The 23,224-nt window shown below is 42.1% G+C and carries 22 protein-coding genes and 2 other annotated features; all 22 genes read right to left on the bottom strand.

Annotated elements, in window-relative coordinates; all coding sequences use genetic code 11:
* Positions 1-66: 66 nt before the first annotated feature.
* The 22 genes from rpoC to radA all read right to left on the bottom strand — a co-directional run bounded on the left by rpoC (position 67) and on the right by radA (position 23,180).
* Positions 67-3,666 (bottom strand): DNA-directed RNA polymerase subunit beta', encoded by a 3,600-nt coding sequence (gene rpoC / locus NST39_RS00695; protein WP_044139655.1) that lies wholly within the window; start codon positions 3,664-3,666, stop codon positions 67-69.
* Positions 3,667-3,727: 61 nt separating this feature from the next.
* Positions 3,728-7,309 carry a DNA-directed RNA polymerase subunit beta gene (gene rpoB, locus NST39_RS00690; RefSeq protein ID WP_341026489.1) on the bottom strand — a complete coding sequence of 1,194 codons (3,582 nt, stop codon included), beginning with the start codon at positions 7,307-7,309 and terminating at the stop codon, positions 3,728-3,730.
* Positions 7,310-7,564: 255 nt separating this feature from the next.
* On the bottom strand, positions 7,565-8,170 hold the full coding sequence (locus NST39_RS00685) for a class I SAM-dependent methyltransferase (RefSeq protein WP_341026488.1): 606 nt from the start codon (positions 8,168-8,170) through the stop codon (positions 7,565-7,567).
* 96 nt (positions 8,171-8,266) lie between these two features.
* Complete coding sequence (gene rplL / locus NST39_RS00680; protein WP_341026487.1) at positions 8,267-8,632, bottom strand: 50S ribosomal protein L7/L12; 366 nt, start codon at positions 8,630-8,632, stop codon at positions 8,267-8,269.
* Between the two features lie 41 nt (positions 8,633-8,673).
* Positions 8,674-9,174 carry a 50S ribosomal protein L10 gene (gene rplJ, locus NST39_RS00675; RefSeq protein WP_003217048.1) on the bottom strand — a complete coding sequence of 167 codons (501 nt, stop codon included), beginning with the start codon at positions 9,172-9,174 and terminating at the stop codon, positions 8,674-8,676.
* 69 nt (positions 9,175-9,243) lie between these two features.
* Positions 9,244-9,384: a sequence feature (ribosomal protein L10 leader region), on the bottom strand.
* A gap of 48 nt (positions 9,385-9,432) precedes the next feature.
* Positions 9,433-10,131: a 50S ribosomal protein L1 gene (rplA, locus tag NST39_RS00670; protein ID WP_065097642.1), complete on the bottom strand. Its 699-nt coding sequence runs from the start codon at positions 10,129-10,131 to the stop codon at positions 9,433-9,435.
* A gap of 99 nt (positions 10,132-10,230) precedes the next feature.
* Entirely contained in the window at positions 10,231-10,656 is a 426-nt protein-coding gene (rplK, locus tag NST39_RS00665; RefSeq protein ID WP_003216956.1) for a 50S ribosomal protein L11, read from the bottom strand.
* Positions 10,657-10,827: 171 nt separating this feature from the next.
* On the bottom strand, positions 10,828-11,361 hold the full coding sequence (gene nusG / locus NST39_RS00660; RefSeq protein ID WP_034323246.1) for a transcription termination/antitermination protein NusG: 534 nt from the start codon (positions 11,359-11,361) through the stop codon (positions 10,828-10,830).
* 170 nt (positions 11,362-11,531) lie between these two features.
* Positions 11,532-11,708: a preprotein translocase subunit SecE gene (gene secE, locus NST39_RS00655; RefSeq protein ID WP_003216942.1), complete on the bottom strand. Its 177-nt coding sequence runs from the start codon at positions 11,706-11,708 to the stop codon at positions 11,532-11,534.
* Between the two features lie 35 nt (positions 11,709-11,743).
* The gene (rpmG, locus tag NST39_RS00650) at positions 11,744-11,893 is read right to left on the bottom strand and encodes a 50S ribosomal protein L33 (protein WP_012008694.1); all 150 of its coding nucleotides are present in this window, start codon (positions 11,891-11,893) and stop codon (positions 11,744-11,746) included.
* Between the two features lie 76 nt (positions 11,894-11,969).
* Positions 11,970-12,626 carry an RNA polymerase sporulation sigma factor SigH gene (sigH, locus tag NST39_RS00645; protein ID WP_341026484.1) on the bottom strand — a complete coding sequence of 219 codons (657 nt, stop codon included), beginning with the start codon at positions 12,624-12,626 and terminating at the stop codon, positions 11,970-11,972.
* Positions 12,627-12,689: 63 nt separating this feature from the next.
* Positions 12,690-13,202 (bottom strand): ribosome-dependent mRNA decay endonuclease Rae1/YacP, encoded by a 513-nt coding sequence (gene rae1, locus NST39_RS00640; RefSeq protein ID WP_044139659.1) that lies wholly within the window; start codon positions 13,200-13,202, stop codon positions 12,690-12,692.
* 2 nt (positions 13,203-13,204) lie between these two features.
* Positions 13,205-13,954 (bottom strand): 23S rRNA (guanosine(2251)-2'-O)-methyltransferase RlmB, encoded by a 750-nt coding sequence (rlmB, locus tag NST39_RS00635; protein ID WP_003217141.1) that lies wholly within the window; start codon positions 13,952-13,954, stop codon positions 13,205-13,207.
* Entirely contained in the window at positions 13,938-14,369 is a 432-nt protein-coding gene (locus NST39_RS00630) for a Mini-ribonuclease 3 (protein ID WP_003217007.1), read from the bottom strand. Before NST39_RS00630 ends, rlmB begins: the two co-directional genes overlap by 17 nt.
* A gap of 3 nt (positions 14,370-14,372) precedes the next feature.
* Positions 14,373-15,773 carry a cysteine--tRNA ligase gene (gene cysS, locus NST39_RS00625; protein WP_065097643.1) on the bottom strand — a complete coding sequence of 467 codons (1,401 nt, stop codon included), beginning with the start codon at positions 15,771-15,773 and terminating at the stop codon, positions 14,373-14,375.
* Positions 15,770-16,423: a serine O-acetyltransferase gene (gene cysE / locus NST39_RS00620; RefSeq protein ID WP_012008691.1), complete on the bottom strand. Its 654-nt coding sequence runs from the start codon at positions 16,421-16,423 to the stop codon at positions 15,770-15,772. Before cysE ends, cysS begins: the two co-directional genes overlap by 4 nt.
* Positions 16,424-16,504: 81 nt before the next feature.
* Positions 16,505-16,736: a binding site (T-box leader), on the bottom strand.
* On the bottom strand, positions 16,736-18,187 hold the full coding sequence (gene gltX, locus NST39_RS00615) for a glutamate--tRNA ligase (protein ID WP_044139661.1): 1,452 nt from the start codon (positions 18,185-18,187) through the stop codon (positions 16,736-16,738). Its footprint overlaps the feature before it by 1 nt.
* A gap of 94 nt (positions 18,188-18,281) precedes the next feature.
* Positions 18,282-18,758 (bottom strand): 2-C-methyl-D-erythritol 2,4-cyclodiphosphate synthase, encoded by a 477-nt coding sequence (ispF, locus tag NST39_RS00610; protein ID WP_003216928.1) that lies wholly within the window; start codon positions 18,756-18,758, stop codon positions 18,282-18,284.
* A gap of 3 nt (positions 18,759-18,761) precedes the next feature.
* On the bottom strand, positions 18,762-19,451 hold the full coding sequence (gene ispD / locus NST39_RS00605; protein ID WP_034665643.1) for a 2-C-methyl-D-erythritol 4-phosphate cytidylyltransferase: 690 nt from the start codon (positions 19,449-19,451) through the stop codon (positions 18,762-18,764).
* Positions 19,452-19,464: 13 nt separating this feature from the next.
* On the bottom strand, positions 19,465-20,565 hold the full coding sequence (locus NST39_RS00600; protein ID WP_282062376.1) for a PIN/TRAM domain-containing protein: 1,101 nt from the start codon (positions 20,563-20,565) through the stop codon (positions 19,465-19,467).
* Between the two features lie 153 nt (positions 20,566-20,718).
* Positions 20,719-21,798: a DNA integrity scanning diadenylate cyclase DisA gene (gene disA, locus NST39_RS00595; RefSeq protein ID WP_106067675.1), complete on the bottom strand. Its 1,080-nt coding sequence runs from the start codon at positions 21,796-21,798 to the stop codon at positions 20,719-20,721.
* Between the two features lie 2 nt (positions 21,799-21,800).
* Positions 21,801-23,180, bottom strand: coding sequence for a DNA repair protein RadA (gene radA, locus NST39_RS00590; protein WP_034620767.1), 1,380 nt, complete (start codon positions 23,178-23,180; stop codon positions 21,801-21,803).
* Positions 23,181-23,224 lie beyond the last annotated feature (44 nt).

Below are 23,224 nucleotides of genomic sequence, written 5' to 3'. Positions count from 1 at the left end.
TATGACAGATTATCTTGACATCCTTCACCATTTTTTGATGATTTTATAGGAATCTCACGAGAAAGATTACTCTACAGGAACCATATCGTCAGACGGCTGCACTTGTGAAACCGGCTTAACTTTACGGTAGTTTGGCATTCCTGTTCCAGCTGGAACAAGTTTACCGATGATCACATTCTCTTTCAAGCCAAGCAGTTCATCACGTTTTCCTTTGATCGCCGCATCTGTTAGGACACGAGTCGTTTCTTGGAAGGATGCCGCAGACAAGAATGAGTCTGTTTCAAGCGATGCTTTTGTAATACCAAGAAGAACTGGGCGGCCTGTTGCAGGACGCTTGCCTTCGAATAGTACTTTTTTGTTCGCTTCAGTGAATTGATGTACATCAAGAAGTGTGCCTGGTAATACATCTGTATCCCCTGCATCAGCGACACGCACTTTACGAAGCATTTGGCGAACCATTACCTCAACGTGCTTATCTCCGATCTCTACCCCTTGCATACGGTATACTTTTTGTACTTCATGAAGCAGATATTCTTGAACAGCTGTCATATCAGTCACTTTAAGAAGTTCTTTCGGATCGATCGAACCTTCTGTCAGTACTTGACCACGAGTGACTTTGTCACCTTCAACAACTTTCAGACGTGCATTGTAAGGAGCTGTGTAAGAACGAGTTTCAACGTCGCCTTGAACCACAATTTCCTGCTGCTTGTCACGAACATCGTTAATTTCAGCAACGACACCATCAATTTCAGAAATCGTCGCTTGCCCTTTCGGATTACGCGCTTCAAATAGCTCTTGGATACGAGGTAAACCTTGTGTAATATCGTCTCCTGCTACCCCACCGGTGTGGAACGTACGCATTGTAAGCTGTGTTCCTGGCTCACCGATTGATTGAGCAGCGATGATTCCAACTGCTTCACCGACTTCAACGTCAGTGCCAGTTGCAAGGTTACGGCCGTAGCATCGTTTACATACACCATGAGGCGTGTTACATGTAAATGCAGAACGGATCCATACTTCCTCAACCCCTGCTTCAACTACTTCAAGTGCTTTATCTTCATCAATTAGCTCGTTTTCGTCGACCATGACTTCGCCCGTTTCAGGATGAACAATTGGTTTTCTTGCAAAACGTCCGATAAGACGTTCTTCAAGTTTCTCAATAATTTCATTTCCTTCTCTAATGGACTTCGCCAAGATTCCACGGTCTGTACCGCAATCTGTTTCACGGATGATGACATCCTGTGCAACGTCAACGAGACGACGCGTGAGGTAACCTGAGTCAGCTGTTTTAAGAGCTGTATCGGCAAGACCTTTACGCGCTCCGTGAGTGGAAATAAAGTATTCTAATACGGTTAAACCTTCACGGAAACTAGATTTGATCGGAAGTTCAATGATACGTCCAGCCGGGTTGGCCATCAGACCACGCATACCAGCCAGCTGAGTGAAGTTAGATGCGTTACCACGCGCTCCAGAGTCACTCATCATGTAGATTGGGTTGACTTCATCAAGGGACTTCATCAGTTTACCTTGGATGACATCTTTAGAAGAACTCCAGATCGAAATGACTCTCTCGTAACGCTCTTCTTCAGTAATCAAACCACGTCTGAATTGCTTCATGACGTTATCTACTTTTGCTTGCGCTTCTTCGAGGATCTTCTGTTTATCATCTAATACGACGATATCAGACACCCCAACCGTAATACCCGCTTTAGTAGAGTATTTGAAACCAAGATTTTTCATGCGGTCAAGCATTTTAGATGTCTCAGTGATATGGAATCTCTTAAAGATTTCCGCAATGATTTTACCTAAAATACCTTTTTTGAACGGCGCATTGATTTCTTGTTTCTCAATCGCAGCTTTGACATCTTCACCTTTTTCAAGGAAGAAGCGGTCAGGCGTTTTTTCTTCAATATTGCTCTTTGTCGGCTCATTCATGTAAGGGAATGATTCCGGTAAGATTTCGTTAAAGATTAGTTTTCCAACTGTTGTAATCAACAATTTAGAACGCTGTTCATCAGTGAATGTCACATTCTTCAACGAGTTAGCTGCAACAGCTACACGTGTATGAAGATGCACATACCCATTTTGATAAGCTATAAGGGCTTCGTTAGTATCTTTGAAGACCATACCTTCTCCGATAGCACCTTTACGCTCAAGTGTAAGGTAGTAGTTACCAAGCACCATATCCTGAGATGGCGTAACAACAGGTTTTCCATCTTTCGGGTTCAAAATGTTTTGAGCAGCAAGCATTAAGATACGAGCTTCAGCTTGAGCCTCAGCAGATAATGGTACGTGAACCGCCATTTGGTCACCGTCAAAGTCAGCGTTGTAGGCTGTACATACAAGTGGATGCAGACGAATTGCGCGTCCTTCCACAAGTGTAGGTTCAAACGCTTGAATACCAAGTCTGTGAAGAGTCGGTGCACGGTTTAGTAAGACTGGGTGCTCGCGAATCACTGATTCTAAAACATCCCATACTTCCGGCTGCACGCGCTCAATTTTACGCTTCGCACTCTTGATGTTGTGAGCTAAACCTTTTTCAACAAGCTCCTTCATCACGAATGGTTTGAATAATTCAAGAGCCATTTCTTTCGGAAGTCCACACTGATACATTTTCAAATGTGGTCCTACGACGATAACGGAACGTCCAGAATAGTCAACACGTTTACCAAGCAAGTTTTGACGGAAACGTCCTTGTTTCCCTTTCAGCATATGAGAAAGAGATTTCAATGGTCTGTTTCCTGGTCCTGTTACTGGTCGGCCTCTACGTCCATTATCAATCAAGGCATCGACAGCTTCTTGAAGCATACGCTTCTCGTTCTGAACGATGATGCTTGGCGCGCCAAGATCTAATAAACGTTTCAGACGATTGTTACGGTTGATGACACGACGATAAAGGTCGTTTAAGTCAGAAGTAGCAAAACGTCCACCATCAAGCTGAACCATTGGACGTAATTCTGGCGGAATAACCGGAAGTACATCAAGAATCATCCATGATGGTTTGTTTCCTGAGTTACGGAAGGCTTCTAGCACTTCAAGGCGTTTAATCGCACGTGTACGACGCTGTCCTTGAGCAGTTTTCAGCTCTTCTTTCAGTGCATCTACTTCTTTTACAAGATCGATATCTTGAAGAAGTTTATTGATTGCTTCTGCACCCATAGCTGCTTGGAATGTATTACCGTATTTATCTAAATAAGCACGGAATTCCTTCTCAGAAAGAAGTTGTTTCTTCTCAAGCGGTGTGTTGCCCGGATCTGTCACAACGTATGAAGCGAAGTAAATCACTTCTTCTAATGCACGTGGTGACATATCAAGAACAAGACCCATACGGCTTGGGATACCTTTGAAATACCAAATGTGGGAAACTGGGGCAGCCAGTTCGATATGCCCCATTCTCTCACGACGGACTTTTGCCCGTGTTACTTCTACACCACAACGGTCACATACAACACCCTTATAACGAACGCGTTTATACTTTCCACAATGACATTCCCAGTCTTTTTGCGGTCCGAAGATACGTTCACAAAAGAGACCATCTTTTTCAGGTTTCAGTGTACGATAGTTAATCGTTTCAGGCTTTTTCACTTCACCAAAAGACCAAGAACGGATTTTATCAGGTGATGCGAGACCGATGTTCATATACTCAAAATTGTTCACATCTAGCAAGGGGCCTACCTCCCTTTTAATCTTCGGGTTATACCCTAGTCACTTGCTCTAATCGTTTCTGCTATTCTTTTGTGACTGCGTCACGTTCAAGATCGACAGGTGCGAGGTCTGCAGCATCTTCGTCATTAGATAACGCTAATCCGTCTGCTTTCTTCGTTTCCTCATCGTCTTCTAAATCTCTCATTTCTATCTCTTCTTCATCGCCAGATAGGATTTTGACATCCATACCTAAACTTTGAAGTTCTTTGATTAACACTTTGAATGATTCAGGGACACCTGGTTCAGGGACGTTATCCCCTTTGACGATGGCTTCGTATGTTTTCACACGACCCACCACGTCATCCGATTTAACTGTTAAGATCTCTTGAAGTGTGTATGCTGCACCGTAAGCTTCAAGTGCCCATACTTCCATCTCTCCGAAACGCTGACCACCAAACTGTGCTTTACCGCCAAGTGGCTGCTGCGTAACAAGTGAGTATGGTCCAGTTGAACGAGCGTGAAGTTTGTCGTCAACCATGTGAGCCAGTTTGATCATGTACATGATTCCGACTGATACACGGTTATCGAATGGTTCACCAGTTCGACCGTCATAAAGGACTGTTTTCGCATCACGGGACATACCTGCTTCTTCAAGCGTTTCCCAAACATCTTCCTCACGCGCACCATCAAATACTGGTGACGCAATGTGGATGCCAAGGTAACGTGCAGCCATACCCATATGAAGCTCAAGTACCTGACCGATGTTCATACGAGATGGTACCCCTAGAGGGTTTAACATGATATCAATCGGTGTTCCATCTGGAAGATACGGCATATCTTCTTCTGGAAGGATTTTAGAGATAACCCCTTTGTTACCATGTCGTCCAGCCATTTTGTCACCTTCAGAAATTTTACGCTTCTGAACGATGTATACGCGGACTAACTGGTTAACACCCGGAGGTAATTCATCTCCATCTTCACGGTTAAAGACTTTGACGTCGTGGATAATTCCGCCGCCGCCGTGTGGAACACGTAGAGATGTATCACGTACTTCACGAGCCTTTTCACCGAAGATTGCATGTAATAGACGTTCTTCAGCTGTTAGTTCTGTTACACCTTTAGGTGTTACTTTCCCTACAAGAAGGTCTCCGTCTTTTACTTCTGCACCAATACGGATGATTCCACGCTCGTCAAGGTTGCGTAAAGCATCTTCCCCAACGTTTGGAATATCACGAGTGATTTCTTCCGGTCCAAGCTTTGTATCACGAGCTTCTGATTCATATTCTTCAATATGAATAGATGTGTAGACGTCATCTTTTACAAGGCGCTCACTCATGATGATCGCATCCTCGTAGTTATAACCGTCCCAAGTCATGAAGCCGACCATGACGTTACGTCCTAGAGCCAATTCACCTTTTTCCATTGAAGGACCGTCTGCAAGGATTTCTCCTTTTACGACTTCATCTCCAACACTTACGATTGGACGCTGGTTGTAGCAAGTCCCTTGGTTAGAGCGGACAAATTTCAGCAAGCTGTATTTGTCTAGGTTTCCTTTGACTTGTTGTCCGTCGACATCTTCATAGCGGCGAACCCAAATATTTTTTGCTTCAACACGTTCTACAACACCTGGGTAACGGCAGATGACAGCAGCACCAGAGTCTTTACCTGATACATACTCCATACCTGTACCAACAATTGGTGATTCCGGCTGCATCAAAGGCACAGCCTGACGTTGCATGTTCGCTCCCATTAGAGCACGGTTAGAGTCATCGTTTTCTAAGAATGGGATACATGCTGTTGCTGCAGAAACAACCTGCTTTGGCGAAACGTCCATGTAGTCAACACGGTTTCGAGGAACAACGGTGTTTTCCCCTCTGAAACGAGCAATGATATTATCATCGATAAACGAACCATCTTCACCTAATATAGCATTCGCTTGTGCTACAACGTAGTTATCCTCTTCATCAGCAGTTAAGTAATCGATTCTCGGTGTCACTTTACCTGTTTCAGGATCAACCCGGCGGTAAGGTGTTTCAATAAAGCCGAAACGATTCACTTTTGCAAATGAAGATAGAGAGTTGATCAAACCAATGTTTGGACCCTCTGGTGTTTCAATCGGACACATACGGCCATAGTGAGAGTAGTGAACGTCACGAACTTCCATTCCTGCACGCTCACGTGTCAAACCACCAGGCCCAAGCGCTGACAGACGACGTTTGTGCGTCAATTCAGCAAGCGGGTTTGTTTGATCCATGAACTGAGAAAGCTGAGAGCTACCAAAGAACTCTTTGATAGAAGCGATTACAGGACGGATGTTGATCAGTTGCTGAGGTGTGATCGTGTTTGTGTCTTGGATCGACATTCTTTCACGAACAACACGCTCCATTCTGCTTAAACCAATACGGAATTGGTTTTGCAGAAGCTCACCTACAGAACGCAGGCGACGGTTACCAAGGTGATCGATATCATCTGTGTCACCTACACCATGAAGAAGGTTGAAGAAGTAACTGATCGATGCAATGATGTCAGAAGGCGTGATGTTTTTCACAGTTTCCTCTACGTATGCATTCCCGATCACGTTGATCACTTGCTCGCCTTCTTGATCAGACGGTGCATAAATCTTAATAGATTGAAGTTCTACTTCATCTTCTACTACGCCACCATTTGGATAAAGCTTTCTAAATCCGATGCCGTTTTCTAAGTATGGAAGAACTTTATCAAGAACTCTTCTGTCTAAAATTTGACCTTTTTCTGCTAGAATTTCACCTGTTTCAGGGTCAACTAACGTTTCAGCCAATTTTTGATTGAACAGTCTATTTTTAATATGAAGCTTTTTATTAATCTTGTAGCGTCCAACATTTGCTAGGTCATATCTCTTCGGATCGAAGAAGCGAGAGTCTAGCAGGCTTTTCGCATTTTCAACAGTTGGCGGCTCTCCAGGACGGAGGCGCTCGTAGATTTCGAGAAGTGCTTTATCCGCATTCTCTGTATTGTCTTTTTCCAGCGTGTTGCGTAAGTATTCATTCTCGCCAATGAGGTCAAGAATCTCTTGATCAGAGCTGAAGCCGAGAGCACGCAAAAGAACCGTAACCGGCAACTTACGTGTGCGATCGATGCGTACATAGACTACATCCTTCGCATCAGTTTCGTATTCTAACCATGCGCCACGGTTTGGAATGACAGTCGCAGTAAAACCTTTTTTACCGTTTTTGTCTACTTTACCACTGAAATATACACTTGGAGAACGTACTAACTGAGAAACGATTACACGTTCCGCACCGTTAATGATAAAAGTACCTGTGTCTGTCATGATTGGGAAATCACCCATGAACACATCTTGGTCTTTTACTTCTCCAGTTTCTTTGTTAATTAAACGAACTTTTACTCTTAGTGGAGCAGAGTAAGTTACATCACGTTCTTTTGATTCTGCTACAGGATACTTAGGATCCCCTAGGCTGTAATCAATGAATTCAAGAGAAAGGTTACCAGTAAAATCCTCAATTGGGGATATATCTTGAAACATCTCTCTAAGACCCTCATCAAGAAACCACTGATAAGAAGAGGTTTGAATTTCAATGAGATTTGGTAATTCTAACACTTCGCTTATGCGTGCGTAGCTTCTGCGCTGGCGGTGTCGTCCATACTGAACTAGTTGACCTGTCAACTGATTCACCCCTCAAATCATGCGTATTATATGTGTAAAAAGTATTTCAGCCTTTCAAATGTCAGTAAAGAAATACTTTTACAAGACAAAAGAAAAAAGGGTTTCTAAAATAAGAAAACCACATCCAAAAACAAATACCGATTTTATTAGTTTTCCCAAATATGCATAATTTATACAAAATAGTTGTTTTTTAAGCCTATCAAGCAAAATATACACATTGGCATTTTATAATGTTAACACAGCTAGGAAACTGCGTCAAACTTTTTTAGCTTTGATAATATAGTAGCCCTTTTTTTTCAATGCAACTTCGACTTCTCCAAAGAGCTGTTCTAATTTCTCAATCGCAGATGGTCCGCCCTGCTTTTTCTGAATAACCACCCACAACTCACCTTCCGGCAATAAATGATCAGCACTTTTTTCAAAGATCGCATGCACAACTTTCTTCCCTGCCCGTATTGGGGGATTGGTCAGTATAGAGGCAAAAGCAGCTGATGAATGAACATTCGAGAACAAATCACTTTGATAGATGCGGACATTATCAATGCGATTATGTTTAGCGTTTTCCTTTGAAAGTTCGACTGCTCTTTCGTTCACATCAATCATATGAATGGTGCGGCTCGTCATTTCGTTTGCTAACGATAAGCCAATCGGTCCATAACCGCAACCGACATCTAAGACATCGCCATCCACGTCAGGTTCTTCAAAAGCTTCAATTAAAAGCCTCGAACCAAAGTCGACTTCTTTCTTAGAAAACACTCCACTGTCACTTGTAAAAGTAAAGGTACGGTTTCTCAAGGTGAAGTCCCATGTCTGTTTATTGCTTTTCACTGATGGCTTTTCCGTATAATAGTGGTCACTCATGGTGAATGGACCTCCTCTGGATTCAATCGTTTCAGGAGAATAGAAAAGAAAAAGCTCGCCAGTAAAAGCGAGCTTTCCCAAAAGATTAGGCGAAGATTACTTAACTTCTACAGAAGCGCCAACTTCTTCAAGCTTAGCTTTAAGTTCTTCAGCTTCTTCTTTAGCAATACCTTCTTTAAGTGGTTTTGGAGTGTTGTCAACAAGTTCTTTAGCTTCTTTCAAGCCAAGACCAGTGATTTCACGAACCACTTTGATAACTTTGATTTTTTGGTCTCCAGCACCAGCAAGTACTAGATCAAAATCAGTTTTCTCTTCAGCAACGGCACCACCAGCTGCAGCTACAGCTACAGGAGCAGCAGCAGTTACGCCAAATTCTTCTTCGATTGCTTTTACTAAGTCGTTTAACTCAAGTACAGTTGCTTCTTTAACTGAAGCAATGATTTCTTCGATATTTAAAGCCATTTGTAATTCCTCCATTTTAAGTTTTTTACGTTAAGTACGCATTAAGCGCCTTGTTCTTCTTTTTGATCTGCAACTGCTTTAGTAGCAAGAGCAAGGTTACGAACTGGAGCTTGAAGAACGCTAAGCAACATAGATAGTAAGCCTTCGCGAGACGGAAGTTCCGCAAGAGCCTTCACTTCTTCTACAGTCGCTACGTTTCCTTCGATGACACCAGCTTTGATTTCTAAAGCTTCGTGGCTTTTCGCAAATTCGTTGATGATTTTCGCAGGTGCGATAACATCTTCGTTACTGAATGCGATAGCGTTTGGACCTGTTAAGAAATCGTTTAAACCTGTTAGTTCAACTTGTTCAACTGCACGGCGAGTCAAAGTGTTTTTGTAAACTTTGAATTCTACGCCAGCGTCACGAAGCTGTTTACGAAGTTCAGTCACTTCAGAAACTGAAAGACCGCGGTAATCTACAATTACAGTAGACATACTATCTTTAAATTTAGAAGTAATTTCATCAACGACAACTTTTTTTGTATCGATTGCATTGCTCATGGTTACACCTCCTGTACATTGTTTGTGTAACACTTATACCGATCAGGCCATCACGTTCCTAACGAACGGTTCTCCATATAAAAAGCCTCCATTAAGACATGGAGGCTGTATATACAAGCATACGTTAACGTAAGACTGTGACATATACACCTCGGCGGGTTAATTAAGCCATAAGGCCCCTGCTGTCTACGGTATAAATGGACATATTCTATTTTACAACATTTTGATATTATCAAAATGATTGTGATAAGTCAAGATTTATTTTGCAGAGAAAGAAGATGGATCCACTTTCACGCCAGGGCCCATAGTAGATGTAACAGAAACGTTTTTCACGTATACACCTTTAGCCGCTGCAGGTTTTGCTTTAAGGATTGTGTCATAGATTGTTGCAAAGTTCTCAACAAGCTTTTCGTCCTCGAAAGAAACCTTTCCGATTGGCGCGTGGATGTTACCAGCTTTATCAACGCGGTATTCTACTTTACCAGCTTTGATTTCATTGATTGCTTTTTCTACTTCGAATGTAACAGTTCCTGTTTTAGGGTTTGGCATAAGACCTTTTGGTCCAAGTACACGACCGATCTTACCAACTTCACCCATCATGTCAGGTGTTGCAACGATTACATCGAAATCGAACCAGCCTTGTTGGATTTTAGCGATGTAATCAGAATCTCCAACATAGTCTGCTCCAGCAGCTTCTGCTTCTTTTGCTTTTTCGCCTTTAGCGAACACAAGAACGCGTTGAGTTTTACCAGTTCCGTTAGGAAGTACAACTGCACCGCGGATTTGTTGGTCGTTTTTACGAGGGTCTACGCCCAAACGAAAAGCAACTTCTACAGTCGCATCAAATTTCGCTGTATTTGCTTTTTTTGTAAGAGAAACAGCTTCAGCTACATCATACGCTTTAGTACGTTCGATTAGCTTAGCAGCTTCTACATACTTTTTACCTTTTTTAGCCATTATAAAAATCCTCCTTATGTGGTTTTAGCGGAATAACCTCCCACGAATAAGGGTTGCGAACTTGTCAAAACCAAACTCGCAACCCAACAAGACAATAAATTAATCTTCGATGACAATACCCATACTGCGTGCAGTACCTTCAACCATGCGCATAGCTGATTCAACGCTAGCAGCGTTTAAGTCAGGCATTTTTGTTTCCGCGATTTCGCGTACTTTATCACGCTTAACAGTTGCCACTTTATTACGGTTAGGTTCACCAGAACCAGACTCAATACCAGCTGCTTTTTTAAGTAAAACTGCAGCAGGTGGAGTTTTAGTAATAAATGTAAATGAACGGTCTTCAAAAACCGAAATTTCAACAGGAATGATAAGACCAGCTTGGTCAGCTGTACGAGCATTAAACTCCTTACAGAATCCCATGATATTAACACCGGCTTGACCTAGTGCAGGTCCAACTGGTGGAGCTGGGTTAGCTTTTCCAGCAGGAATTTGCAATTTAACAACTTTAACTACTTTTTTAGCCACGAGACACACCTCCTTAAAGTCCGTGATGTGGTAATAGGGGAATCCCCCTCCCACTCAACAACTTCATTCTTTATATGAATGACGAAATAACTAGCTAGCGATCTTGAGCGAACTCAAGACGTACCTTTGCTATATTACCACTTCTATACACTCATTTCAAGCTCTTTTGAATTACAATTTATCGATCTGCGTGAACTCAAGTTCCACGGGTGTTTCTCTACCAAACATATTAACGAATACTTTGACTTTGCTTTTATCGTAATCAATCTCTTCGATAGAGCCTGTGAAGTTCGCAAATGGTCCGTCGATGACCTTGACTGTTTCTTTCAATTCAAAGTCGATTTCTGTTTTGCGTTCTTCAAGACCCATTCTCTTAAGAATGGTTTCAGCTTCGCCTGGCAAAAGCGCAGTCGGCTTTGAGCCTGATCCAGCTGATCCAACGAATCCTGTGACACCTGGTGTATTACGAACAACATACCAAGAGTCGTCTGTCATGACGATTTCCACTAGGACATAGCCAGGGAACACTTTCTTTTTGACCACTTTTTTCTTACCGTTTTTAAAATCAGTTTCTTCTTCTTCTGGTACGACTACGCGGAAGATTTTATCCTGCATGCCCATTGATTCAACACGCTTTTCCAAGTTCGCTTTTACTTTGTTTTCATAGCCAGAGTACGTATGCACAACATACCAATTCTTTTCCATTTCGTTCAGGACTATTTAGTCCTTCCCTCCCCACATTTCGTAATGTCTATTTGACGAATCTCGAGTACCGGTAAATATTTTCAAGCAATTGAAAAAACCCGTAAAACGGGTTTTTTGGCAAGTCATATTATGATCTATTATAGCACGTTCAGCAGACCATTATTCAAGTATTAATGAATTAATTCGATTAATTGTGAGATTCCTATATCAAGAAAAGAGAAAAAGATTGCAAAGAATACGACTGTTAAAATAACAGTGATTGTGTAACGAATCATTTCGTTTTTCTTTGGCCAGCTGACCTTCTTCATTTCTTTCCCGACACTTTTTAAGAAACTGATAATACGCATTGTAAAAGACCTCCACAGATTAAAGAACGCAAATCTTACTTCGTTTCTAAATGTGTTTTATGTGAATTACAAGTCTTGCAATATTTCTTAACTTCTAATCTTTCAGCTGCTGAAGCATCACTTTTCATTGTCGTATAATTGCGGCTTCCGCAGTCTTTACAGGCTAGAGTAATCTTTTTCCTCATATTTACACCTATTTTCTCGACATCATTTCCTTAGTACCTTATCACAGTGTCGAAAAAGCTGTCAATATAGGTTTGATTAGAGACTAATCTCGCGAAGCTCTAAATATTTCTCTAATTTTCTCTTTACTCTTTGGAGTGCGTTATCAATTGATTTCACATGACGGTTTAAATCTTCAGAAATCTCTTGATAGGATCTGCCATCAAGGTAAAGCACAAGAACCTTTCTTTCCAGCTCGCTTAGTAGTTCACCCATCTTCATTTCGATATCATCAAATTCTTCTTTGCTAATGATTAAATCTTCTGGGTTAAGCGCTTTAGCACCGGAAATGACGTCCAACAATGTTCTGTCTGATTCTTCATCATATATTGGCTTATCTAATGATACATAGGAATTTAACGGGATATGTTTTTGGCGAGTAGCTGTTTTAATTGCGGTGATAATTTGGCGGGTAATACATAATTCTGCAAAAGCCTTAAATGAAGTAAGCTTGTCCTCTCTGAAATCGCGGATAGACTTATAAAGTCCGATCATCCCCTCTTGGACAATGTCCTCTCGATCCGCTCCAATCAAGAAATAAGATCTTGCTTTTGCACGTACAAAATTGCGGTATTTTGTTATTAAGTAATCTAGCGCATCACTATCTCCGACATGAACCCTTTCAATGACTTGTTCATCTTCCAACTGGAAAAATTGCTCTCTGATGGATTTATCCTTGCTGTTGTTTAGATTCACTTCGATCCCCCCGACCGCACCTAGATAGAAATATTATACATTAATGGTTGAAATATCGTCAAGCTATTCTAGATTCCCACGCCGCCATTTTTCAAACGTTTTCAATACATCTTCTGACAATTCAATCTTAGATGCTGGTTTATCAGAAGTAATCTTTTTGACTCTCGTTTCAATCTTTCGTTCGATCACTTCAATCTCTCTTAAAAGCTCTCGAGCCGACTTTCGAAGAGCTCCTTGTCCAAAGATTGCCCATTGTTCTGTAAAGTCTGAGGTCGCCACATGAATCTGCGTCCGAATATTATTCAAATCCTGGGCAAGCTTTTCAATCCGCTCATCAGCTGTTTCATTCTCTCTTGTAAAGATGACCTCTACTCGGTGATTGATCCGCTTTTTTTCGATTCCTTTGACCATATGGGCATCGAATACGACAATGACCCGATACCCTGTGTATGCTTGATATTCTGCTAAATGTTGAATCAGTATGTCTCTGGCTTCTTCAAAGCTGTTTTCCTTTAAGTGCTGCAGCCGTGGCCAAGCACCTATCATGTTGTATCCATCGACTAAGAGGATGTCCATCTCTATTCTCCTAACGGATAACGTTTTCGATACACTTCATACATCAATAGACTAGCGGCAACTGATGCGTTTAACGAAGTGACCTTTCCGGCCATAGGCAGCTTAATCAGAAAATCACACTTTTCTTTGATCAATCGGCCAATCCCTTTTCCTTCACTGCCAATCACGAGAGCAAGTGGCATCGTGCCATCAAATTGTCTATAATCCTGTTTGGCAGACGCATCTGTTCCTGCGACCCAGATTCCTCTTTCTTTCATCTCATCAAGAGCTCTTGAAAGATTGGTGACTTTGGCAACAGGAATATGTTCAATTGCCCCAGTGGATGCTTTGGCAACGGTTGTCGTTAAGCCGACCGCTCTCCTTTTCGGAATCACAATCCCGTGTGCACCTACAGCATCTGCTGTACGCATAATGGAACCTAAATTATGCGGGTCTTCAATTTCATCTAAGATAAGAAAGAATGGCTGTTCATTCCGCTGTTCAGCGATTTGATATAGATCGTCCAATTCTGCATATTCATATGCTGCTACTTGTGCAACGATTCCCTGGTGCTGACCTGTGACCATTTGATCAAGCTTTTTCCTCGGAACATACTGAATGGTGATATTTTGTTTTTTTGCGAGTTCAATGACCTGCTGGGCTTGTCCTTTTACAGTGTTTTCTGCCATCCAGAGCTTGTATAACTCCCGATCTGACTTCAGTGTTTCAATCACTGCATTTTTCCCAATCACATAATCATGTTGCTGACTCATTTGTCTTCCTCCCTGACGTTCCGATTTCAATCGCCTGACTAATCAGCTCTTCTAAGCGTTCGTCCTGCTTTTCAATAAATAAATAACCCATGAGCGCTTCAAACGCCGTGCTATAACGATACGTTTGCACGTCTGTGTTTTTAGGCACTGTGCCTGATTTTGCATTTCTTCCTCTTTTCAGCACCGCTTCTTCTGCTTCAGTGAAAAAGCCTTGCTGCTGAAGCGTAAATAAAATAGCTGCCTGAGATTTAGCTGAAACAATTTTGCTTGCTCGTTTGTGCAACTCATTTGGTTTTGTCGCCCCCGTTTGGAGGAGGTGATGCCTCACGTAGACTTCAAAAATGGCATCACCCATATAAGCAAGCGCAAGTCCATTCAACTGTTTACCGTCTTTCAGCTTTTCAAAATTCAACATGACCTATTCTCCTCTTTTCCAGCGAGTACCTTGAGGAGTGTCCTCCAATACAATATTCATGCTCTTTAACTGGTCACGAATTTGATCAGATAGCGCAAAATCACGATTTCTTCTAGCCTCATTGCGTTTTTCAATTAACGCTTCTACTTCTTCGTCAAGCGTATGCTTTTCTTCTAATGAGAAGCCAAGAACAGACGTGATTTCTTGGAACAAGCCGATAAATGCCTTGATCACTTCCTCCGAAGTATGATCATTTTCCATATAATAATTCGCCTGTTTCGCAAGTTCGAATAAAACAGAGATCGCATTTGCCGTATTGAAGTCATCATTCATTTCAGAAATAAATGTCGCTCGCTGCTCTTCCACCTTCGCCAGCCATTCAGCATTGTCTTCTGTCATATTCGTGCTGCTTTCAAGGCGATGATGTAAATTAGCATACGACGTTTTGAGTCGGTTAAACGCACTCTTTGTGCTCTCTAGTAAGTCCATTGAATAGTTAATTGGATGTCGGTAGTGAACCGACAACATAAAGAATCGAAGTACATCAGGATCTTGTTCTTTCACAATGTCGTGCACGAGCACAAAGTTGCCAAGTGATTTTGACATTTTTTCATTCTCAATATTAATATATCCGTTATGCATCCAATACTTTGCAAAAGGTTTCCCTGTCAAAGCCTCAGATTGAGCGATTTCATTTTCATGGTGAGGGAAGGTTAAATCCTGTCCGCCTGCATGGATATCGATCGTATCACCTAAATATTTTTTAACCATGGCCGAGCATTCGATGTGCCAGCCTGGGCGTCCTTCGCCCCACGGGCTATCCCATGAGATTTCTTGGTCCTTTGCAGCCTTCCATAAAGCAAAGTCAAGCGCATCTCGTTTCTTCTCACCTACACGAATACGGGCACCTGTCTTCAGTTCATCAATCGACTGGTGAGAAAGCTTTCCGTAGCCTTCAAATGAGCGTGTGCTGTAATACACGTCACCATCTGCTTCATATGCGTAGCCTTTTTCAATCAATGTCGCAATAAATGCAATGATATCATCCATATTTTCCGTCACTCGCGGGTGAAGGTCAGCTTTTTTGCAGCCTAGTGCACTGACGTCTTCAAAGTAGGCTTGAATAAAACGGTCAGCAATCGTCGGGACATCTTCCCCGAGTTCATTGGCTGCTTTGATGAGTTTATCATCCACATCTGTAAAGTTTGAGACAAAGTTCACATCATAGCCGCTGTATTCTAAATACTTACGTACAGTGTCATAAACAATAGCAGGCCTTGCATTCCCGATATGAATGTAGTTATAAACGGTTGGTCCGCACACATACATCTTGACCTTTCCTGGCTCAAGCGGGACAAATTCTTCCTTCTTACGTGTCAATGTATTATAAATATTGATTGTCATGATTGTTCTTCCTTTCTGCTCAATGAAGCCAGCTCACCTTTTAGCTTTTCCATTTCTCGTTCCAATTCTTTGAAACGATCGGAAATTGGATCTGGCAAATCTTGATGATTGAGATCACGATTGATTTTCTTACCATTTTGAACGACGACTCGCCCAGGTATACCGACAACGGTGGAATGGTCGGGTACGTCCTTTAACACGACCGATCCCGCTCCAATCTTGGCTCCTTTTCCGACTGTAATGGAACCAAGCACCTTTGCACCTGTCGCAATGAGCGCATCGTCTAAAATGGTCGGGTGCCGCTTTCCCTTTTCTTTCCCTGTTCCCCCTAATGTCACGCCTTGGAAAACAGTGACGTTGTCTCCAATTTCACATGTTTCCCCAATCACCACTCCCATGCCGTGGTCAATGAAGAAGCGCCTGCCAATGGTTGCCGCAGGGTGAATTTCCACCCCTGTGAAAAACCGGCTGACCTGAGAAATGATCCGCGCAAGAAAGTACAGCTTCCGCTTATAAAATGCATGCGCGATACGATGAGCCCAAATCGCATGAAGCCCTGAATAGGTTAGCACTACTTCAATATAGCTTCTAGCAGCAGGATCTTGATCAAACACAGTATCAATATCTTCTTTCAGCATTTTGAAAAACACATGCTCCCCCCGTTCTTCCCCATCAATCTCTCTTCGGACTTGCTCTCTTTTTTGGACAAATAAAAAACGCCTCTGCCATATGACAGAGACGTTTTGAAAACGCGGTTCCACTCTGTTTAGAAAGCCCTCATTTCGCAGCCTTCTCAACTTAATCCCATAACGGAGGGTACCGCCCTTGCATACTAACGTACTCGTGTTCCTCAAGGGTCTTGAGGGTGCATTTCCAACATCTGCCCATAAGTCTCTTTCAGCCAGTGAAGACTCTTTCTGTGATGGACGAAAACATTGTACTTCTCCCTCGCAACGATTTCCTTATATTTGTTTAATGCGGTTTAATACCGTTTCTTTACCTAGTAGTTCAATACTTTGCGGAAGTTCTGGGCCATGCGTTTGTCCTGTGACAGCCACACGAATTGGCATGAATAGTTTCTTGCCTTTATGCCCTGTTTCTTTTTGTACCGCTTTAATAGCAGCCTTGATTTCATCAGGTGTGAAAGATTCAAGTCGTTCAAGCTGACCAGCAAAAGATGCCATGACTTCTGGTACTTGCTCCTCTGCTAGAACTTCCTTTGCCTCTTGATTATACTCAATTTGCTCCTTAAAGAACAACTCTGTTAACTCAACAATTTCTGCTCCATAGCTTAATTGTTCGTGATACAGAGCAATCAGCTTGCGCACCCACGTGTTTTCTTCATCTGATAGCTGCTCGCTTACCTTGCCTGCCTTTTGAAGATGCGGAAGTGTTAACGCAACAACTTGATCAAGATCAAGTGCTTTCACGTATTGGTTATTCACCCATTTTAGTTTATGCATATCGAATAGAGCTGGTGACTTAGAAAGTCGGTTTACATCGAAAATGTCGATGAATTGCTCTTTTGTAAACAGTTCTTCTTCGCCCACTGGAGACCATCCAAGTAGTGCAATGAAGTTGAACAGGGCTTCTGGTAAATAGCCCAAGTTTTTATATTGCTCGATGAATTGAATAATGGATTCATCACGCTTGCTTAATTTCTTGCGGTTCTCGTTCACAATCAGCGTCATATGTCCGAATAGCGGAACATCCCAGCCAAATGCATTGAAGATCATGATTTGTTTAGGCGTATTCGAAATGTGATCCTCTCCGCGGAGAATGTGAGTCATTTTCATCAAATAATCATCCACTGCTACAGCGAAGTTATAAGTTGGCGTACCATCTTTCTTCACAATGACAAAGTCACCGATGCCGTCTGTCTCAAATGAAATATCGCCTTTGACCATGTCGTCAAATTTGATGATTTCTCCTTTTGGCACTCGGAAGCGGATGCTTGGCTCTCTTCCTTCAGCAATCAGCTTGTCCTCTTCTTCTTTTGATAAATGACTGCATTTACCAGAATATCGAGGCATTTCACTGCGGGCGATTTGTGCTTCACGCTCTTCCTCTAGCTCTTCAGCCGTACAATAGCACTTATACGCCAAGTCCTTCTCTAGCAGCTCGTCATAATACTTTTTATAAATATCATTACGCTCTGATTGTCTGTAAGGGCCGTAGCCGCCATCTTTATCAATGCTCTCATCCCACTCAATACCGAGCCATTGCAGGTGGCGAAGCTGGCTTTCTTCTCCGCCTTCTACATTACGCTTTTGATCCGTATCTTCGATTCGAATAATAAATTTGCCGCCTTGACTGCGTGCGAACAAATAGTTGAAAAGAGCCGTTCTAGCATTCCCAATATGTAAATGACCAGTTGGACTCGGTGCATAACGAACACGCACTTCATTTCCCATGAGTTTAACTTCCTTTCATCTGCATCATGTTGTCTGACACCAATTTTTTATAAACGTATTTTATCATCAAATCCCATTCTCATCAAAATGAGTTTTACTTTTTCTGAAGAAGCACCGTTGCCTGAGAGGCAATTCCTTCGCCTCTTCCTGTAAATCCGAGTTTCTCTGTCGTTGTTGCTTTCACATTCACCTGTGTGACATCTGCCTCAAGCGCTTCAGCAATCTTCTCACACATTGGTTGAATGTAAGGTGCCATTTTGGGCTTTTGCGCCATGATGGTGCAATCAATATTCACAAGTGTGTAGCCTTTTTCCTTTACTAGTGCCCACACATGCTGCAGTAATTTAAAAGAATCCGCATCCTTAAACTCAGGATCTGTGTCTGGGAAATGTCTGCCGATATCTCCTTCAGCAATCGCACCTAGGCAGGCATCTGCCACTGTGTGAAGCAGTACATCAGCGTCTGAATGCCCAAGCAGCCCCTTTTCATAAGGGATGGTGACCCCGCCGATAATCAAAGGTCTCCCCTCTGTTAATTGATGTACATCAAAGCCTTGTCCTATTCTCAACATGATCTAGTACCCTCTTTCCGCATCCATAATTGCCTTGGCAACCAATAAATCATCCGGTGTCGTCAGCTTAATATTGGTGTAATCTCCTTGGACAATATACACGTTTTCACCATGTAATTGTTCCACAAGACTGGCGTCGTCTGTTCCAAGGAAACCGGTCCGCTCTGCATATTCATGCGCCTCTTTTAAAATAGAATGACGAAAAGCTTGTGGGGTCTGGACTGCCCACAAGCTCTGACGTTCAATGGTTTGTTCCACTTTGCCTTCTTGAACGCGTTTGATTGTGTCTTTCACTGGTACCGCTACAACTGCGGAGCCTTTTTCAATCGCTGCTTTAACGAGCAAGTCAATCTGTGTATGCTTAATAAAAGGCCTTGCCCCATCATGAACAAGCACGATGTCCGCATCTTTCACAGCCTTTAATCCTTCGTATACACTTTGCTGACGTTCTTCACCGCCAGTGACAAGTGAAACAGGCGTTTGAAAAGCGTGTACCTTGAGTAGCCTTTCAAAGTCTTGACGCTCCTCTTCATTGATCGCTAGGATCATGCGTTTGCATTGCGAATGAGCGTCAAATACCTTTAGTGTATGAATAATGACCGGCATTCTTTTCAGCTCAATAAAAAGCTTATTGCGGCCGGCCTTCATTCGTTTCCCCTGCCCCGCAGCCGGAATAACTACTTCATAATACATGTTCGTTCTCCCTTTAGAGCGCCTTCTCCAGAAGTTTTGGCTTCGCAAAAATCATTCTTCCAGCAGCAGTCTGCAGCACACTTGTGACGAGCACATCGATGTCTTTTCCAATGTAATTGCGTCCTTCTTCGACCACAATCATCGTACCGTCATCTAAGTAAGCAACACCTTGGTTATGCTCTTTCCCATCTTTAATGACCTGTACCTTCATTTCTTCCCCAGGCAGCACAACCGGTTTCACCGCATTGGCTAGATCATTGATGTTTAACACTGCTACTTTTTGAAGTTCGCATACTTTATTTAAATTAAAATCATTTGTCACAACAACACCTGAAGTTAATTTAGCGAGCTTCACAAGCTTGCTATCAACCTCTTGAATGTCTTCAAAGTCACCTTCGTAAATTTCAACTTTGATATCTAATTCTTTTTGAATACGATTTAAAATATCAAGACCTCTTCGGCCTCTATTTCTCTTTAATACATCAGAAGAGTCTGCAATATGCTGTAATTCCTCGAGCACAAATTGAGGAATGACCATGACACCTTCTAAGAATCCAGTTTGACAAATATCTGCGATTCTTCCATCAATGATAACACTTGTGTCTAAAATTTTCAGCTTTTTATCTTCTATTTCAGGTTCATCATCGGCTGCTCCTTTTTTCTTGGTGACCTTTGCAGATCGGGAGAACAGCCCCATCATTTCATCCTTCTTTTTAAACCCTACCTGAAATCCAAGGTATCCTAAAAAGAAAGCCAGGAAAATCGGAATAATAGTACCAAAAATATGATATGGGATATTGTTTAGCGGGATCACGTTTACAATAAGATATGCTAGAATAAGTCCAAATACTAATCCGAAACTTCCAGAAATAAGATCAGGAAGAGGCGCCTTTAATAGAGAATCCTCGATCCATTTCACCCAATTAACCACATAGCCTGTGCACCATTTGCCGATGATAAAGAACACAGCGGCTCCTATTAGTGCTGAAGAGTAAGCATTTGTTATAAAAGGTATGTCCTTTACATTTAACAGCAGAAATAACTCTGGAATGATAAAAATCCCTACAACTGCACCAAAAATGATAAAAAACGCCTGAACCATTCTTTTTAACATACCTTCACCTCCTTTATTTTTCATCTGTCAATCCACCCTCACCTGACATTGATATATGTTTAAGTTTCCTATCATGATCAATAGAAAACAAAAGCATCATTAACATACCCATATTCATCCATTTTTAACCGTGTTTAGAGAAAATTTCTCTTCTTACAGCTGTCGGTCGATATAATGTTTTTCTTGCAGCCTCTTTAATCCTTTTTTTATCTTTTTCGCTCTTACTTCTCCAATTCCTTCTACTTCATCCAAATCTTGTACATCCGCTTCCATAATTCGATCTAACACACCGAACGCTTCAACCACGTTTTCGACGATTGGCATAGGCAATCTAGGGATTTTGTGAAGCAATCTATAGCCTCTTGTGTACACATATTCGTCAATATTTGTAGAAACTGGATAGCCAAGTAACTTGTACAGAATAGAGTCATCTAAAAGCTCAAAGCTAGACATATCTTGGAGCTGTTTAAGCAGAACATACGGATCTTTAATTTTTTCTTTCACGTAATCTTTAATAAATAAAGCCGCTTCATGCTCCATATCTGTAATCAATTCATTGACTTGCAGACGGATCAAATGTCCTTCTGTTCCGAGCTCTTTGATATACATATTGATTTCATTTTTGATTCTAAGCACCATCTCGTAACGATGCAGCACGGATAATACATCACCAAAGGTCACAAGCTCTTCAAATTCTAGGGCGCTTAGCGCAGAAATAGCGTGATCTAAAATGGTTTTATATTTCTCAAGTGTTTGTATGGCTTGGTTGGCCTTCGTTAAAATAAAGCCAATATCTTTCAGCGTGTAACGACGATTCCCTTGGTATAAGGTAATGACATTCCTCCGTTCAGAAATCGCAATGATTAAGCAACCTGTCTGCTTCGCTACACGTTCAGCAGTACGGTGCCTCATGCCCGTTTCCGATGAATGGATGGTTGCATCTGGCATGAGCTGTGTATTCGCATACAAGATCTTTTGACCAGAATCGCTTAAAATAATGGCCCCATCCATTTTCGCCAATTCATATAAGTGTGCTGGAGAGAAGGCAGAATTAATGTGAAATCCTCCATCGACAACACTCTTTACTTTGTCGTTATAACCAACAACAATAAGCCCGCCAGTATTGGCCCTCAGGACATTTTCGATCCCAGCCCGAAGAGGTGTCCCTGGTGCCACAAACTGTACGATATCTAAGAGATCGAGTTCTTTCGCTCCTTTTTTCTCTTTTTCCATTTCTATGATCCCCCTAGTGAAATTCGAAGTGCCTCCGCTACATTTTCTACACCGACTAACTCAATCCCTCTCGGCTTTTTCCATCCATCTATATTCGCCTGAGGAATAAACATTCGCTTAAATCCTAGTTTCGCAGCTTCCTGCACACGCTGTTCAATTCTTGATACTCTTCTGACTTCTCCCGTCAAACCGACCTCTCCTATAAAGCAATCCGCTTGATGCGGCGCTGCGTCTTTAAAGCTCGATGCAATGCTGACCGCAATGGCCAAGTCAATTGCTGGTTCGTCAAGCTTCACACCGCCTGCGACCTTTAAATACGCATCCTGGTTTTGCAGCAGTAGTCCAACACGTTTTTCTAAAACCGCCATGAGTAGTGACACTCGATTATGATCAAGACCAGTGGCCATTCTACGCGGATTTCCGAAGCTTGTCGGTGAAATTAATGCTTGTATCTCGACAAGAACAGGTCTTGTTCCTTCCATTGAGGCAACAACACACGAACCAGATACACCTGCCGAACGTTCTTCTAAGAAAATTTCGGATGGGTTTAATACTTCCGTGAGCCCTTCCTCTCTCATTTCAAAAATCCCTAGTTCATTCGTCGAACCAAATCGGTTTTTCACTGCACGCAAGATACGAAACGTATGGTGACGCTCGCCTTCAAAATAAAGAACCGTGTCCACCATATGCTCTAAAAGGCGTGGACCTGCGATCGAGCCTTCTTTGGTCACGTGACCAACGATAAATATTGGAATACCATTTGTCTTGGCAATCTTCATCAGCTGTGCTGTACATTCTCTCACTTGAGATACAGACCCAGGAGCTGACGTAATATCGCTTTGATAAACGGTTTGAATCGAATCCACCACGACAAAAGCGGGTTTCATCTCTTGTATAGCAGACGTTATATACTCCATATCGGTTTCAGCCAAAACATGTAAAGAGGTGCTTTTTATGCCAAGGCGGTCCGCTCTTAGCTTCGTTTGTTTAATGGACTCCTCACCAGATATGTATAATACATTCTGATTTTTGTCTGAGAGCTGTGCTGATACTTGTAATAATAATGTGGACTTCCCAATCCCAGGATCTCCGCCAATGAGAACAAGAGAGCCTTTGACAATTCCACTTCCTAATACTCGGTTAAATTCTTCTAAATTCGTTTTGATTCGGGGTTCATCAGATGTTTCAATTGCAGATATAGGTGAAGGTTTTTGAATGGTTTGAACAGAATGATTAAAAGCACTTCGACGGTTTGCCGGCTCTTTGCGAACGACCTCTTCTGTCATACTGTTCCACGTGCCGCAGCCTGGACATTTCCCCATCCATTTGGCTGACTCATAACCACACGATTGGCATATAAATTTTGATTTTGTCTTAGCCATAGATTGAAGAATACAACTCCTTATACTGGTCAGAAAATAAGTAA

It is taken from the genome of Bacillus sp. FSL W8-0645 (genome assembly GCF_038007905.1).
Classification (GTDB): Bacteria; Bacillota; Bacilli; order Bacillales; family Bacillaceae; genus Bacillus; species Bacillus pumilus.
This window is presented reverse-complemented; position numbering and strand designations above follow the sequence as displayed.

Excerpts from the sequence above, each read along its gene's own strand:
- NST39_RS00685 (WP_341026488.1), bottom strand. The coding sequence starts at position 8,170 with ATGAGTGACCACTATTATACGGAAAAGCCATCAGTGAAAAGCAATAAA.
- rplL (WP_341026487.1), bottom strand. The coding sequence starts at position 8,632 with ATGGCTTTAAATATCGAAGAAATCATTGCTTCAGTTAAAGAAGCAACT.
- rplJ (WP_003217048.1), bottom strand. The coding sequence starts at position 9,174 with ATGAGCAATGCAATCGATACAAAAAAAGTTGTCGTTGATGAAATTACT.
- rplA (WP_065097642.1), bottom strand. The coding sequence starts at position 10,131 with ATGGCTAAAAAAGGTAAAAAGTATGTAGAAGCTGCTAAGCTAATCGAA.
- nusG (WP_034323246.1), bottom strand. The coding sequence starts at position 11,361 with ATGGAAAAGAATTGGTATGTTGTGCATACGTACTCTGGCTATGAAAAC.
- secE (WP_003216942.1), bottom strand. The coding sequence starts at position 11,708 with ATGCGTATTATCAGTTTCTTAAAAAGTGTCGGGAAAGAAATGAAGAAG.
- rpmG (WP_012008694.1), bottom strand. The coding sequence starts at position 11,893 with ATGAGGAAAAAGATTACTCTAGCCTGTAAAGACTGCGGAAGCCGCAAT.
- rae1 (WP_044139659.1), bottom strand. The coding sequence starts at position 13,202 with ATGGACATCCTCTTAGTCGATGGATACAACATGATAGGTGCTTGGCCA.
- rlmB (WP_003217141.1), bottom strand. The coding sequence starts at position 13,954 with ATGAGTCAGCAACATGATTATGTGATTGGGAAAAATGCAGTGATTGAA.
- NST39_RS00630 (WP_003217007.1), bottom strand. The coding sequence starts at position 14,369 with ATGTTGAATTTTGAAAAGCTGAAAGACGGTAAACAGTTGAATGGACTT.
- cysS (WP_065097643.1), bottom strand. The coding sequence starts at position 15,773 with ATGACAATCAATATTTATAATACATTGACACGTAAGAAGGAAGAATTT.
- gltX (WP_044139661.1), bottom strand. The coding sequence starts at position 18,187 with ATGGGAAATGAAGTGCGTGTTCGTTATGCACCGAGTCCAACTGGTCAT.
- ispF (WP_003216928.1), bottom strand. The coding sequence starts at position 18,758 with ATGTTGAGAATAGGACAAGGCTTTGATGTACATCAATTAACAGAGGGG.
- ispD (WP_034665643.1), bottom strand. The coding sequence starts at position 19,451 with ATGTATTATGAAGTAGTTATTCCGGCTGCGGGGCAGGGGAAACGAATG.
- NST39_RS00600 (WP_282062376.1), bottom strand. The coding sequence starts at position 20,565 with ATGTTAAAAAGAATGGTTCAGGCGTTTTTTATCATTTTTGGTGCAGTT.
- disA (WP_106067675.1), bottom strand. The coding sequence starts at position 21,798 with ATGGAAAAAGAGAAAAAAGGAGCGAAAGAACTCGATCTCTTAGATATC.
- radA (WP_034620767.1), bottom strand. The coding sequence starts at position 23,180 with ATGGCTAAGACAAAATCAAAATTTATATGCCAATCGTGTGGTTATGAG.